This window comes from Faecalicoccus pleomorphus DSM 20574, assembly GCF_000420345.1.
GTDB lineage: Bacteria > Bacillota_I > Bacilli_A > Erysipelotrichales > Erysipelotrichaceae > Faecalicoccus > Faecalicoccus pleomorphus.
Genome location: NZ_ATUT01000001.1, coordinates 304,643 through 319,679 on the forward strand (window position 1 = coordinate 304,643; position 15,037 = coordinate 319,679).

Here is a 15,037-nt window from a genome sequence, read left to right on the forward strand (position 1 = left end):
GATGTGTGTATTCGCGCTTGCACGCTCATTTATATTAGCATGACAAATTTGCAAATTCAATATATTTACATGAAAACTACCCTTTTATTGAATGATTTGCCAAAGGGTGTGATTTTTCATACTCTTTCTGCAGTTTTTTCGTTGAAACATGTGTATAGATCTGAGTCGTTGAAAGACTGGAATGCCCTAACAATTCCTGCACGATGCGGATGTCAGCACCGTTATCCAGTAAATGTGTGGCGAAGCTGTGACGAAACATATGCGGATGCAGATTATTGGATATGCCTATTTCCTCGGCATGTTGACGCATCAACATCTGTACGGCTCGTGTTGTCATTGGTTTTCCGCGAAGAGACACAAATACCGCATCAGTATGTTTTGCCGTCTTTTCCCAGAAAAACAGTTTGTAATGACGAAGTTGTTCAATCATATCTTTATAAAAAGGCACCAGACGCTCTTTATCACCTTTTCCTCGAATACGCATAAAACGCTCCTGAAGATGAATATCCTCCCATGTCAGATTTACGATTTCCTGTACACGAAGACCACAAGCATATAGCACTGTAAACAACATCTGATCGCGACACTTTACCGGTTTGCTTGTATCATACGTTTCTAAAAAATACTGGATTTCTGACAGGAACAAAAACTCAGGAATCTTTCTTGTATTCTTGGGAGAATGAATCGAAACCAAAGGGTTAGTCTGTATTCCGATATATTCGTTTAAATAATGATAAAAAGATCGATACGTACTTAATTTTCTGGCAATCGTGGCGTTTTTGGCTACTCTTCCATCCGATAATTCTCGACAGGAAGCTAAAAATTCCATAAAGACCAAACGATCAACTTCCTCAAAACTTTCAATTCCCTGACTCAACAAATAATCACGAAATTGAAATAAATCTCTACGATAGGCATCAACGGTCTTCTCAGATTGAGAATGACGATGATAAATATATTGAAGAAAGCGATCAATCAGCTCATTCATCTAACATCTCTTTGATCTGCTCGATGCGAGATAATGCCTGCTGGCAGATTTTTTCCTTTCGCAAATTCTTCTTACATTTTTCTTTTAATTCTACAATGCCAAAATTCGCATTCATCGGCTGAAAATGCTCTGGTGTACAATGTGTAATATAATGAGCCTGACTGCCCATGATACACGTATTACCAAAAACAATCGGTTCTTTTCCTTCCAGATAACGAGCCATATTGATACCTGCAATCAAACCGCTGGCACAAGATTCCACATAGCCTTCCACACCGGTCAGCTGTCCGGCAAAGAAAAGATCTTCCCGCTTTTTGGACTGATATGTTTCCTTTAAAACCCTTGGTGCGCATAAGAAGGAATTTCGATGCATAACACCATAACGAGTAATACGAAGATTCTCCAATCCCGGGATCAAAGAAAATACTCTTCGCTGTTCAGGCCAAGTCAAATGTGTCTGAAACCCTACTATATTATATAAGGAACCGGCCACATTATCCTGACGCAGCTGTACAACCGCAACAGGATGATGGTTTTCATCCTTTTCCAATCCAACCGGCTTTAACGGACCAAACAGCATCGTTTTCTTACCGCGGCGTGCCATTTCTTCAATTGGCATACAGCCTTCGAACACTTTCAGTTCAAAATCATGCATTTTTACACATTCCGCATGAATCAACGCCTCATAAAAACGATCAAATTCTTCTGCATTCATCGGACAGTTGATATAACTGGCCTCTCCTTTATCATATCGCGATTTAAAATAAGCCTTTGAAAAATCAATGGAATCTTTTTCTACGATCGGGGCTGCCGCATCATAAAAATGCATCGGTTCTGTTTCCAGATATTCGTCAATTTTTTTCGCAAAGGCATCGCTTGTCAAAGGGCCGGTGGCAATGATGACCGGTCCATCCGGAATTTCGGTCACTTCCTTTTCGGTTACACGAACATTAGGATGCTCTTTGAGAACTTTTGTGATCTGTTCTGAAAAAAGCGTACGATCAACAGCTAAAGCACTGCCGGCCGGAACACTGGTTTCATCCGCTGTCTTTAAAATCAAAGAATCTAAGATTCGTAGTTCTTCCTTTAAAATACCCACAGCATTATTTAAGGCATTGGAACGAAGAGAATTAGAGCAGACAAGCTCCGCAAAATTTCCTGTATGAAATGCGGGACTTTTCTTGGCAGGTCGCATTTCGATCAAATGAACCTGTATGCCTCTTTTAGCACATTGCCAGGCCGCTTCGCAACCGGCTAATCCGGCACCTATGATCGTTACTTCTTTCATGACTTTTCTTCCTTTTTCTTTGTTTCTTTTTTGATATAGCGGCACTTTGGATAGTTACTACAACCGATAAAGGTCGTTCCAAAACGCGATTTGCGTTTTACTAGATCATGACCACACTCCGGACATTTTTCTCCTGTCGGTTCCGGTTTGGACTTTTCCTTTAATGGTACGATTGTTTTACATTCCGGGTAGTTTGAACAAGCCCAGAAAGGTCCATAACGACCTTTTTTGATGACCATCTTAGCTCCACAGTTCGGGCAGAATTTCTCTTCCTGTCCTTCCGGTGTAGTCTGTTCATCCTGCTCACTTTCTGTATAGCGACATTTTGGAAAATTGATACAAGAAATAAACTTGCCATATTTTCCGTTACGATAGACAAGTTCACCACCACATTCCGGGCAGGTACGCCCCACTCGCTCCAGTTCTTTTTTAGGCATCTTATCATACGCTGATTGTACTAAAGGCGCAAATTCATCATAAAAAGTATGCATATAGGCAATCGGGTCGATCTGTCCTTCCGCAATTTCATCCAATGTATTTTCCATATTGGCCGTATATTCGACATTGATCACACTTTTAAAATATTCCTGTAGCTTTTCATCCGTCAACATTCCCTGTTCACTTGGAAAGAAAACTTTTGTCTTCGTTGTCTTGTTTGGATCGGCCTTGAGTTCAGCATAGCCTCTTTTCTGCAGCGTATCGATGATCATCGCATAAGTGCTTGGACGACCAATGGATTTTTCTTCCAGCTCCTTGATCAGTTTTGCTTCGGTATAGCGAGCCGGTGGTTCGGTAAAGTGCTGTTTGGATTGCACCGGTACATCCTCAAAGACATCTTCCTTTGTCAAAGCCGGTAAAAGATCGTCTTTTTGTTTCTCATATTTATCATAGACCTTTAAATAACCATCAAAGGTTAAGATCGAACCGGATGCCGCGAATTCACAACCGTTGCAGTCTAATTTTACATTGGTCACACTAAAAACCGCATCGCTCATCAAATACGCCATGGTACGGGCATAGATCATCTCATATAAACGGAATTGTTCACTTGTCAGATAAGGCTTTACCCGTTGGGGTGTATTTAACACATTGGTAGGACGAATAGCTTCATGAGCATCCTGCGAATTTTTTGAGTTTTTCGCATGTAGCTTACCCACATAGTCCTTGCCATATTCCTGTTCGATCTGCTGCATCGCATCTTTGACAAACAGGTCGCTCAAACGTGTGGAATCACTACGCATATACGTAATCAAACCTTCCATCTGTCCGCCCAGATCGATCCCTTCATACAGCTTTTGGGCAATGCTCATCGTACGACGGGCACCAAAGCCTAATTTAGTACTGGCTTCCTGCTGCATCGTCGATGTCGTAAATGGTAAACGTGCCTGTTTTTTGCGAGAACGTGTCGTCAAAGAAGAAATCGTGAAAGGAGCTTTGCATCGTTCTACGATTTCCTGTGCCTGTTCTTCATTTTTCAACTTCGGCTTCTTTCCATCTACTTTATTCAAAAGCGCTTCAAACGATTGTCTTCCCTTTTTTAACGTCGCATGAATGCTCCAGTATTCTTCGGATTTAAACGCCTGAATTTCCTTTTCCTTTAAAACGATAAGATGTAACGCAACCGACTGTACACGACCAGCTGATTTTGACTGGATCTTATTTTGTAGAAGCTTGCTCAATTTAAAACCGATGATTCGATCCAGCATTCTTCTAGTTTCCTGTGAATGTACTAGATCCATATCAATATGTGTTGGCTCTTTGATAGCTTCCAATACGGCCGGTTTAGTGATTTCATGAAAGATGATACGATTTGTCGTATCAATATCCAGATCCAAAACCCTTGCCAAATGCCAAGCAATCGCTTCTCCTTCACGGTCCGGGTCGCTTGCCAGATAGATAGAATCGCTTTTTTTCGTGAGATCCTTCAATTCCTTTACCACATCTTTTTTATCTTTACTGATCGTATAAGTTGGTGCAAAGTCATGATCTACATCGATACCAAGTCCTTCTTTTCCAGATGTCGCAAGGTCACAGATATGTCCCTTGCTCGATACTACTTTAAAATCTTTACCTAAATATTTTTCAATCGTCTTCGATTTGGAAGGCGATTCCACAATGACTAAATTCTTCCCCATATCTATCCTCCTATGGTTCGTTAGATATCAAACAATAAAAAAAGTGTTTTGTCAATTATATTTCATACAAGTCTTGTTCCTGTACGATACTCAATGCTCCGTTTTGAATCAAGACATTGCATCCCTGATAGACTTTATCTTCATAGGCACTGGGCAAACAATAGACTGGCTTGGAAAGCTCCAAACATTCATTGACTGTATGCATGGTTCCACTTTTACATCGCGCCTGAATAACGACGATAGATGAAGAACAAGCCGCAATCAAACGATTTCTCCAGGGAAAATGATGAGCCTTTGGCGCTGTCTGCATAGGATATTCACTAAGAATCAAATGTTGATTGGCCATGATCTGATATAAATCCTGATTTTCTTTGGGATAAATACGATCGATTCCACAGCCAATGATTCCAATCGTTCTTTGATCAAAAGCACTCTTATGGGCCATCGCATCAATTCCTTTGGCAAGCCCTGAGACGATCACATACTTTTTCTTCAGAACATTCACCACTTCTCTGGTATTTTTTAAAGCTTGATCCGTGCAATCTCTGGCACCGATGATCCCCACACATTTTTGCGATAAATATGAAAGCTTTCCCTGATAAAAAAGGATCCAGGGTGGATAACGCAGCTGTAAGAAGCATCTTGGATATTCCTTATCGGCCCTAGTGACAAAGGGATACGCATACTCTACTTTTTTATAAGGTGCTTTTACCTGCAGGCAATGAGCAATTTGTTTCCAATCGCCATCATTTTGAATGGCATACCATAAAATCGCATCTCTTAAATTTTTCTTCATACTATTTAATACGATAAAAAAATAAAAAAGATAGAAAAAATTTTAATTTTTCTATCAAAATAGCTTTATTTCCAATTTTTCTTTGACCGGCCCATACGATTTTCGATGACATGGCAATACACCATATTTTTCTAAAGCCTCCAAGTGTGCTTTGGTCGGATATCCCTTATGTTTCTTAAATCCATATTCGGGATATTTCTGATCCAGTTCCATCATGATATGATCTCTGGTGACTTTGGCTAGAATGCTGGCAGCCGCAATCGATACTGATTTAGAGTCTCCTTTTATAATGGCTTCATATGGTTTTAAATAACCCGGTAACTTCATCGCATCCGTCAAACAGTAAGCACAATCAGCACTTTGCGCAATCGTAAGCATCGCATCTTGAGTAGCTTTATAAATATTTTTTTGATCGATTTCTTTTTCAGAAATGACCACTATCGAAAACCATAAGGCATCTTCTTGAATTACCTGAAAAAGCTGTTCCCGCTTTTTTTCAGTCAGCTTTTTAGAATCATCAATATCCGGATGCCAATATCCTTTTTCAAAAACACAGCCGGCAACGACTAGTGGACCGGCAATAGGTCCTCTTCCTGCCTCATCAATACCTACGATAGAATCATAGGTTCGCCAAAGTTCCTTTTCCAAAGGTTGTTCAATCATGAGGGAACTCCCAAGTCAAAGGACCTAATTTATCTTCACGGATATCTTTAATAAAAGAGCGAACAAGACGATTTTCATCAATGCTTCCTTTTTGAAGATACCCTCGTTTTAAGGCAATCTTTTCCAAGGTCTGCCAAGGATCCTTTTGTTCTTCGATCTGATACAGCTTTGCCAAAAGACCCGGTTTTGTTTCCTGTAGCCATCGACAGGCATAAATAGCAAGTTCCTGCATATTGACTACTTCATCTCGAACCGACCCTAAAATCGCAAGACGCATACCGGTATTAGGATCTTCAAACTTTGGCCATAATACGCCCGGCGTATCTAATAATTCCAGAGACTGCCCTAATTTGATCCACTGCAGGGATTTTGTCACACCCGGACGATCGGCCGTCTGCGCCGCTTTTCGCTTGGCCATCGTATTGATAAAGGTACTTTTCCCTACATTGGGAATTCCGCAAACCATGGCGCGCAAAGCTCTGGGACGAATACCTCGTCTTTTTTGTTTATCAATAAGTTTTTGACAAGTCGTCTGCGCTGCCTGTACCAAAGCTTTAAAATACGAATCTTTGATCAAATCCAGGGATAAGACCTGATGCCCCTGAGACTGTAGTTTTTGAATCCACTCTTTGGTAGCAATCGGATCCGCTTTATCTTTTTTTGACAGAAGGATCAGACGTGGTTTATTTTGAATCAGTTCATCCAACATCGGATTCTTGCTGGAATCGGGAATACGGGCATCCCGAATTTCAATCACAAAATCAACCTTCTTCAAATTCTCTTCCATTTGCCGTTTGGCCTTGGTCATATGACCGGGAAACCATTGAATCGGATTTTGATTCGACATACACTCTATCCTTTCAATCCCAGTTCATCAAATGGATAAAGAACTAAGACGCCTACACCATAGATTTGGTTACGCTGAATAACACCGATAGCACTGTCACGAGAATCTTTTGAAACCGGACGGTTATCTCCCATGACAAAATATTCATCTTCTCCCAAAGTCACTTCCGGAAAATCGACATAATCCACAACCGTTCTTCCTTCATCATCAGTCGAAATCTGCTCGATCTGGTTGAAATAACCATATTTTTCACGACATTCTTTGATATAATCCGGATCGATATAGTCTTCATCCAGCTTTGCCCCGTTGATATAGATTTCATCATCAATACAAGATACTGTATCTCCCGGCATTCCGATCACACGCTTAACGATCTGAATCGTTTCATTGGTCGTTTCGCCGGTTTGTGAATCAGTTATATCCTGCTGAGTAGTGACCACAACGATATCATATCGATTGATCTGATTCAGCCAGACGCTAGCTAGACTGGTAAAACCAAATTCACCATCCTCCAAAGTAGGATCCATGCTTTTTCCATTCACTTTGATCGGATGTGCAATAAAATTCATAAAAACTAAAATAACAATAGCGGTGATCGCAAAAACTTTGACAAACCCTAATATATCTTCTAAAAGTGTTCTTTCATCCTCTTCGTTATATCGATAAATCGCTTTTTTTTCACGTTTACTTGCTTTTCTCATTCTGAAACCCCTTTTCGTTACATACAGGTATTATACACTAAAGCCCCCAAATAAAAAATGCCGATTTCTCGGCACTTTTCTTAGCGTACTTCTTTAAGACGAGCCGCCTTACCAGAACGTCCACGCAAATAATGCAATTTGTTACGACGAACCTTACCGTTACGAACGACTTCGATCTTATCGATGATTGGTGAATGTAAAGGGAATTTACGTTCTACTCCAACACCATTAGACATCTTACGTACAGTGAAAGTTTCTGCGATTCCTCCACCAACGCGTTCGATAACAACTCCTTCAAAAACCTGAATACGGCTTTTGTCACCCTCTTTGATACGTACGTGTACGCGAACAGTACTTCCAGAGCGGAATGAAGGAATATCACTTTTTAACTGTGATTTTGTAATTTCATTGACTAAATTTAAGTTCATCTTATTTCCTCCTTTTCTTCCATACGGTATCCTTGTTCATTCACACGTAAAGTGTCAGCGGAACAAAACCGTGCAATAATGCTATAAAATACTAGCATACTTCCTCTTTGTTTTCAAGAAGATTTAAAAGAAACTCCTGATCTTCTTTTGAAAGCTCTTTTTCCTTTAAAAGATCCGGACGATGCTTCCATGTATTTTTTAAAGCCATCTGATGACGCCATTTTTTAATATTCGCATGATGACCGCTTAGTAAAACTTCCGGAACTCTTTTTCCTTCATAGACCTCCGGACGTGTATATTGCGGATATTCCAATAAGCCATCGGAAAAGGAATCATCTTCCCAGCTATCTTGACGAATAGTACCCGGCAGCAAGCGTAAAATCGCATCACACATGACCATGCAGGCCGGTTCCCCTCCCGTAAGAATAAAATCACCTAAAGACAACTGAACATCGACATAATCACGAATACGTTCATCAAAACCTTCATAATGTCCGCAGATAAAGATCAAATGCTCTTGTAAAGACAGCTCTTTGGCAACCGATTGAGAGAAAGTCTTTCCCTGTGGTGTTAAAAGAATCACCGTGCTTTTTGGGGTTCGTACACTGGCCAAAGCATCCAAAATCGGCTGACACATCAACACCATGCCGGCGCCTCCGCCATAAGGGGTGTCATCGACATGACCATGTTTTTCTTTCGTAAAAGTACGAAAATCAATACATTCAAACTCGAAAAGTTCCTTGTCTCTGGCTCTTTTGATAATGCTTGTTTCCAACAAAGAACGAAAATAATCAGGAAATAAAGTCAAGACCGTTATTTTCATCGAAGCCCCTCCATGTCCTTAAAGATGATCTTTTTCGTCTTTGGATCGACTTCTAAAATAAATGCCGGCACAAAAGGAAGCAAAAATGAATTCTGATTTTTGGAAATACGCAAGACGATATGTTTGCCGGTTTCTAAAATATCACTGACAATTCCACATTCATTGCCTTTATCATCATATACGGTACAATCCATCAATTCATGATAATAATAAGTTCCTTTTTCCAATGGAGGCAAATCTTCTTTGGGAATCAAAAGATCGAGTGTTTTCAATTTTTCGGCATCATTGATGTCCTTGATCTCTTCAAATTTTGCATAACCAAATCCCTTTTGCATACGAAAGGAAGAAACGGTCAACTTTCTTCCATCCGATAGGTGCAGGATTCTTCCCTTGGCAAAACGATCTTTTACATCATCTGTTACCAGATAAATCTTACATTCGCCTTTTAACCCATGTGTATTGATAATTCTTCCTACTTTGATCATCTATTTCACCCTTAAAAAAATTAGGATGTTTTCACATCCTAGTATGCTTCGAATTTCACAGAAATTCTTTTTTTGATATCGCGCGCCGCAATCGACATCATTTGACGAAGGCTGCTGGCCATCATACCTTTGCGACCAATCAAACGCGCTACATCTTCACTGTTGGCATATACATACAACAAGACTTCGTTATCATTGGTGCTGGTCATTGTTTTGACAGACAGTGCCTGTTTGTCATCCACTAAAGGAAGACAAAGATCCATCAATGTCTTTTCCAGATCTGTCATTACTTCTTAACCATTTTTGTTTCGTGGAATTCTTTCATAATGCCTTCTTTAGAAAGAATTGAACGAACTGTATCGCTAGGTTTAGCACCGTTCTGTAACCATTTCATAGCTAATTCTTTGTTGACTGTCACCTGATTTTCAGAAGCGATTGGATTGTATGTACCAATTTCTTCAATGATACGTCCATCACGAGGACTTCTTGAATCTGCAGCTACGATACGGTAGAAAGGACGACCCTTTTTACCCATTCTTTTTAAACGTAATTTAACCATTTCAAATACCTTCCTTTTCTTTTGCCTGATAAATGTACCACAGCAAAATAAAAGTGTCAAGCATTTTTACTTGACACTTATTTTTTCTTTTTCTTCTTTTTGCTTTTCTTCTGTTTCTTGCTACCGGCATGTTTACTGGCTCCCTGCATACCACCGCCGCGCTGCATGTTTTGGAGAGCTGACAAGTTAGGCATGCCCCCGCCACCGGACATCATTTTTGTCATCATCTGCATTTGCTCCAGCTGCGAGATCAATCGATTGACCTCCATAACCTTAACACCGGCACCCTTGGCAATACGATTCTTTCGGCTGGCCTTTAAACAAGACGGATTTTCTCGTTCATATGGTGTCATAGACTGAATGATTGCCTGCGATTTTTTCATGGAATCATTCATTTTTTCATCATCCAACTGTTTGACCATTTTGCCTAATCCCGGAATCATCTTTAACATGTTCTGCATCGATCCCATTTTCTGCATCTGACCAAATTGATCCAACATATCATTGAATGTGAAGATTCCCTGTGCCATACGATTGGCCGTTTTTTGTTGGATATCCATATCCAGCTTTTCCTGCGCCTGTTCCACTAAAGTAACGATATCTCCCATGCCCAGGATACGATCTGCCATACGATCTGGATGGAATTCCTCTAAATCCTCTACCTTTTCTCCATTGGATACAAATAGAACCGGAACATTAGTAATGCTGCGAACGGAAAGAAGACCACCACCACGGGCATCGCCATCCATTTTGGTCACAACCAAACCTGTGATAGAAAGCTGCTCGTTAAATTCTCTGGCAACAGTTACGATATCCTGACCGGTCATCGCATCCACTGTCAATAAGATATCATCCGGCTGTACAAGTGCCTTCATTTGAGAAAGCTCCTGCATCAGCTCTTCATCTACGTGTAAACGACCGGCCGTATCAAAGATCACAAGATCTTTTTGTCGATCATATGCATAGCCCATCGCCTGGCGAGCTGTTTCGACAGCACTGACTTGGGTTCCTAAGCTGAAGACTTCAACATCGATTGATTTCCCCAATGTCTCCAACTGTTCGATAGCTGCCGGACGAACTACGTCACAGGCAACCAATAACACTCGTTTTTTCAGCTTCTCTTTACAGAAACGAGCAATTTTGGCACTGGCTGTTGTTTTACCAGTACCCTGCAGACCGACCATCATCAAGGTCGATACACCACTTTTTTTCAAATTTAATCGAGCATCGGCACTTCCCAGTAATTCCTGAATTTCATCATGAACGATCTTAACGACCATCTGCCCCGGATTGACCGAATCGATGACTTCCTGTCCCAATGCTTTCTGTTTTACATTTTCAATAAATTCTTTAACAACATTGTAGTTGACATCCGCTTCCAATAAAGACATGCGCACTTCCTTCAACATGTCGTTCATATTGGATTCTGTCAGTTTCCCCTGTCCTGTTATATTTTTTAGTGCCTTTCCAAGGCGTTCACTTAAAGATTCAAAAGCCATTTTTCCCACTCCATCTTATTCTTTTACAGCCTGAAAGGCCATACGACTTTCATGAATAGAAAGCAGTTCGATTTCTCCTACATACACAAAGCCGTTTTTCTTTAACATATTCTGCATAGGGATATTATCCTCATGCGTATCTATTCGAAGGTTCTTAATCTTGGTAAAACAATAATTCAAAATCGATTGTCCCACATGAGGCACCCTTTGCCGTGATGCGATCCGATGAATCACACCATAAGGCTCATCATTCAACCATTTCCCATCAATTTTGGCATAGCTGGGATCTTCCCCAATAAAGAACACAAAAGCTCCTTCTATTTCTCCACTTTGCTCATACACATAAAGTTGTTTTGTGGCCATATCCTTCAAAAGAATTTTTTTACTGGGATATCCTTGTGGCCACTGGGTCGGATTTCCATTTTCAATCATGAAACGTCTAGCCGTTTCATAAATCTCCATGAGCACATCTATATCTTTTATCGTCGCTTCTCTTACAGCCATTTGTTAAACTCCTGTGTCTTTGTCTTAGCCCAACCAAATCGTAAGGAACAAATTCCCCGGCACAGTTCATAAGCCACATGCACAAAAGGATTGACTTTCTTCCAGTTGATCACAGCGGGCACAAATTGTGGATCATCTTTTTTAGTATAATACGCAAAAATCGTATATAAGATCACAAAATCACTGTTGACTAGATGAACATCAAAGTGGAAGTCTTCTTCCGGATACCAGCGTCGCAGACAACTTTCCTGATATTCATACGCTTTACGCATATCGTATGCCGTTTCCAGGTTCATATGATGAGTCAATGAACCCTGGTGCTGAACATAATGATAATATCGTTTGGATATACAGCCTATCGTACCGGCATTGCACAAGGCTTTAAAAACAGTATATGTATCCTCAAAACCGCGCATAAACTCTGGAAAGCTGACATTGGAAAAGCATTTTTTCTTATAAAGCTTGCCCCATGGATAATTGTTCATCCCTTTATTTTCCGCAAGCGAATGCAAAGCCTGTTGTTTTGTCATGACTTTCTTTGTCTCCACCTTACGATATAAAGCCCCAAAACGATAGTCCATCGTATAACCACAACATACGATATCACAGTTATAAGCCTCCATATGGTTCATCATCGCCTGTAAAGTTTGTGGTGCGATATAATCATCACTATCTACAAAGAATACGTATTCTCCCTGCGCATGACGCAATAGACGATTGCGTGTTGTTGAGATTCCTGCATTCTCATAGTTATACAGATGAATAAATGAATAGCGGTTCGCATAAGAGGATGCGATATATTTGGAATGATCGGTCGATCCGTCATTGACCATCACAATTTCAATATCTTTATAAGTTTGTGCAAGTATAGAATCCAGACATTGAGATAAGTAGTTTTCTACATTATATACAGGTACCAAAATACTGATCATGTAAACTGCCCCCTTACCCAAAAAGCCTTTCTAAAACTTTCTTTAATAGTTTATTAAAAATACATACACAAATCAATAGCCAAATTGTCCAGGCCATTACCCCGGCTAAATTCACATTCAATCGATCGTATTGCATATTTGCCCCAATTCCCAGGGAAACCGATGTCATGATTTCCGCCATAACAACCACTTTAAAACCAAGCGATGAACAAGTAATCCAGCTGGAAGCCATGGCAGGACGAAGCAGTGGCAAATATACCATTTGCATCTTTTTGAACCAGCTTTGTGGATAGATTTGAAAGATATCTTTCCAGGATTGGCTTATATCTTGAATTGCTTCAAAAAGATTTTGATAGAAGATTGGAAACAAAAGTAGAAAGGAAACAATATAAATGCTGATCTCCCGACTCACCCAAAACAACAATAAGATCACAAAAGTTACATTGGGAATACTTCTTAGAAATAAAAGGATCGGCTCAAAATATTGAGCAAAGGTTTTAAAACGATTAGAAAGAAAAGCCAGGAAAAACGCAATAACCGAAGAAATAAGTACCGAAAAAAGTACACGAAAAAAAGTCATGGCTAATGATTCATATAATTTTATATCCTGCATTTGCTCTGTCATTTGTGTCAAAACCTCATACGGTGTCGGCAAGATAATGGAATTATCAATTCCCAGTGAGGCCAACGACCAGATAATGAGAATTCCTGACAACAAAATAAGCCATTGTCTAATCTTCATACGTATCCTTTCTTTCAATCCTGTAAATATTTTATATATAGTCTTCTTGATTATACCAAAAGAAAAAAAGCACGCAATGTGCTTATCTCAGTTTTCGTTTATTGATGTTCCATGTACCGATGACTTCATTGACTGTAGAAACGGTCACGAAAGCTTGAAAATTGCTTTTATGCAGATAATCCAGCAGCTTTTTATATTCATTGCTCGTCATGATCGTTACCAATTCTACACGTTCCTCTTTTTTAAAACCACCTACAGCTTTATATAGAGTCACCCCACGATTCATCGAATTCATGATGTAATCTTGTATAACCGGATATTCTTCAGATAGAATACAGATTTTTTTCTTTTTATGAAATCCGTCAATAAAGTAATCAATAGCTTGTCCGTTGGCATAGGTTCCAATCAAACTGACCACAAGCGTCCCGACATCATAAACAAGAATCGAGGTCATAGAAGTAATAAAGCCAGAAAGCGTCAAAGCTTTACCAATTTCCATATGTGTATATTTGCTGACGATCTTTCCTACAATGTCCAATCCTCCACTGGATGCATTCACATTAAACAAAATAGCCTGACCAAACGCGATGATCAATGTATAAGTGATCAAGTCATATACGTTATTCCCAGTAATTGATTCACTTAAAGGAAACAGAATTTCAAATATGGCTAAAAAAACAGGTAATAATATTGATGTATATACTGTTTTGGCACCAAATTCTTTTCCAATAAACAAAAAACCGATCACTAAAAGCCCCATGTTTAAAATCAAAGTCAATAAAGAGATAGATAAAGGTAGCAATTGATTTAATACCATAGCCAAACCTGAAATACTTCCTACAACAATACCACTGGGTATCAAAAAGAAATAAATAGAAATCGATATAATAAACATCGCAAAGGTTATCAAAGAAAATTCTCTTACTGTCTCACTTTTCATTTCTAAATTCCCCCATCATTACCTTGGCTATTATAACAATGAAATAGATGGAACAACAGCAGAAAAAAATGAATATATTTTGAAAAAAACTGAAAATAAAATATGTTATTTTGGTTCACATTGATCAAAAAAATCTAAGAATGCTTCAGCCGTTAACAGAATGGAAGCATCCTGGCCTGTAAAACAAAAAAGAACATTTTGTGTCGCTCCGCAACAATTTTCATCATAAACAATGGAAAAAGAGCCGATCTGATTGATCCAATCTTTAACGGCTCCCTTATATATAAATATCTTATCTTTATAATTTCGGCAGATTGAAATCGCAAGCTGCTCCTTTTCAAATTGATCCATAATAATATCCGTATATAAAAAAAAGACCCGGCAACGTGCTATCTTGGCAGGGGCAGGCCCAACTATTGTCGCCGCTGAAGTGCTTAACTTCTGAGTTCGGTATGAGTTCAGGTGGTTCCACTTCGCTATCGTCACCGGATCATTCTTTTGAAGGATCGCTCCCTCAAAACTAAACAACATGCTCAAGACATCTCTGATTAAGTCCTCGACCGATTAGTACCGGTCAACTCCGTGTATCGCTACACTTCCATCTCCGGCCTATCTACCTTATCGTCTTTAAGGGGTCTTACTTCTTGCGAATGGGAGATCTCATCTTGGAGTAGGTTTCGTGCTTAGATGCTTTCAGCGCTTATCCT

General features: G+C 39.7%; 18 protein-coding genes and 2 rRNA genes. All 20 read right to left on the minus strand.

Going from position 1 to position 15,037, the window contains the following annotated elements; all coding sequences use genetic code 11:
* Positions 1-76: 76 nt before the first annotated feature.
* Positions 77-988 carry a site-specific tyrosine recombinase/integron integrase gene (xerA, locus tag G413_RS0101480; RefSeq protein ID WP_022789183.1) on the minus strand — a complete coding sequence of 304 codons (912 nt, stop codon included), beginning with the start codon at positions 986-988 and terminating at the stop codon, positions 77-79.
* The gene (gene trmFO, locus G413_RS0101485; RefSeq protein WP_022789184.1) at positions 981-2,276 is read right to left on the minus strand and encodes a methylenetetrahydrofolate--tRNA-(uracil(54)-C(5))-methyltransferase (FADH(2)-oxidizing) TrmFO; all 1,296 of its coding nucleotides are present in this window, start codon (positions 2,274-2,276) and stop codon (positions 981-983) included. The genes xerA and trmFO overlap by 8 nt, the downstream gene beginning before the upstream one ends.
* On the minus strand, positions 2,273-4,411 hold the full coding sequence (gene topA, locus G413_RS0101490) for a type I DNA topoisomerase (protein ID WP_022789185.1): 2,139 nt from the start codon (positions 4,409-4,411) through the stop codon (positions 2,273-2,275). Before topA ends, trmFO begins: the two co-directional genes overlap by 4 nt.
* Positions 4,412-4,466: 55 nt before the next feature.
* On the minus strand, positions 4,467-5,207 hold the full coding sequence (dprA, locus tag G413_RS0101495) for a DNA-processing protein DprA (RefSeq protein ID WP_022789186.1): 741 nt from the start codon (positions 5,205-5,207) through the stop codon (positions 4,467-4,469).
* A 54-nt stretch (positions 5,208-5,261) separates the two neighbouring features.
* Complete coding sequence (locus tag G413_RS0101500) at positions 5,262-5,870, minus strand: ribonuclease HII (RefSeq protein WP_022789187.1); 609 nt, start codon at positions 5,868-5,870, stop codon at positions 5,262-5,264.
* Complete coding sequence (gene ylqF / locus G413_RS0101505) at positions 5,863-6,717, minus strand: ribosome biogenesis GTPase YlqF (protein ID WP_022789188.1); 855 nt, start codon at positions 6,715-6,717, stop codon at positions 5,863-5,865. Before ylqF ends, G413_RS0101500 begins: the two co-directional genes overlap by 8 nt.
* Before the next feature lie 5 nt (positions 6,718-6,722).
* Positions 6,723-7,418: a signal peptidase I gene (gene lepB, locus G413_RS0101510; RefSeq protein ID WP_022789189.1), complete on the minus strand. Its 696-nt coding sequence runs from the start codon at positions 7,416-7,418 to the stop codon at positions 6,723-6,725.
* Positions 7,419-7,498: 80 nt separating this feature from the next.
* Positions 7,499-7,846, minus strand: coding sequence for a 50S ribosomal protein L19 (gene rplS, locus G413_RS0101515; RefSeq protein ID WP_022789190.1), 348 nt, complete (start codon positions 7,844-7,846; stop codon positions 7,499-7,501).
* 91 nt (positions 7,847-7,937) lie between these two features.
* Positions 7,938-8,669 carry a tRNA (guanosine(37)-N1)-methyltransferase TrmD gene (gene trmD, locus G413_RS0101525; RefSeq protein ID WP_022789192.1) on the minus strand — a complete coding sequence of 244 codons (732 nt, stop codon included), beginning with the start codon at positions 8,667-8,669 and terminating at the stop codon, positions 7,938-7,940.
* Positions 8,666-9,154, minus strand: a complete 489-nt coding sequence (gene rimM / locus G413_RS0101530) for a ribosome maturation factor RimM (RefSeq protein WP_022789193.1) — start codon at positions 9,152-9,154, stop codon at positions 8,666-8,668. The genes trmD and rimM overlap by 4 nt, the downstream gene beginning before the upstream one ends.
* 38 nt (positions 9,155-9,192) lie before the next feature.
* Entirely contained in the window at positions 9,193-9,441 is a 249-nt protein-coding gene (locus G413_RS0101535) for a KH domain-containing protein (protein WP_022789194.1), read from the minus strand.
* Positions 9,441-9,713 (minus strand): 30S ribosomal protein S16, encoded by a 273-nt coding sequence (rpsP, locus tag G413_RS0101540; protein ID WP_022789195.1) that lies wholly within the window; start codon positions 9,711-9,713, stop codon positions 9,441-9,443. Before rpsP ends, G413_RS0101535 begins: the two co-directional genes overlap by 1 nt.
* 77 nt (positions 9,714-9,790) lie before the next feature.
* The gene (gene ffh, locus G413_RS0101545; protein WP_022789196.1) at positions 9,791-11,212 is read right to left on the minus strand and encodes a signal recognition particle protein; all 1,422 of its coding nucleotides are present in this window, start codon (positions 11,210-11,212) and stop codon (positions 9,791-9,793) included.
* Positions 11,213-11,227: 15 nt separating this feature from the next.
* A complete protein-coding gene (locus tag G413_RS0101550) occupies positions 11,228-11,716 on the minus strand; it encodes a GNAT family N-acetyltransferase (protein WP_022789197.1) in 489 nt (162 codons plus the stop codon).
* Positions 11,707-12,648: a glycosyltransferase family 2 protein gene (locus G413_RS0101555; protein WP_022789198.1), complete on the minus strand. Its 942-nt coding sequence runs from the start codon at positions 12,646-12,648 to the stop codon at positions 11,707-11,709. The genes G413_RS0101550 and G413_RS0101555 overlap by 10 nt, the downstream gene beginning before the upstream one ends.
* 13 nt (positions 12,649-12,661) lie before the next feature.
* Complete coding sequence (locus G413_RS0101560) at positions 12,662-13,390, minus strand: ABC transporter permease (protein ID WP_022789199.1); 729 nt, start codon at positions 13,388-13,390, stop codon at positions 12,662-12,664.
* A gap of 82 nt (positions 13,391-13,472) precedes the next feature.
* Positions 13,473-14,330 carry a YitT family protein gene (locus G413_RS0101565; protein ID WP_022789200.1) on the minus strand — a complete coding sequence of 286 codons (858 nt, stop codon included), beginning with the start codon at positions 14,328-14,330 and terminating at the stop codon, positions 13,473-13,475.
* Positions 14,331-14,435: 105 nt separating this feature from the next.
* Complete coding sequence (locus tag G413_RS11880) at positions 14,436-14,681, minus strand: hypothetical protein (RefSeq protein WP_081637586.1); 246 nt, start codon at positions 14,679-14,681, stop codon at positions 14,436-14,438.
* Between the two features lie 25 nt (positions 14,682-14,706).
* Positions 14,707-14,820, minus strand: a 5S ribosomal RNA gene (rrf, locus tag G413_RS0101575).
* Positions 14,821-14,874: 54 nt separating this feature from the next.
* Positions 14,875-15,037, minus strand: a 23S ribosomal RNA gene (locus G413_RS0101580); the annotation flags it as partial.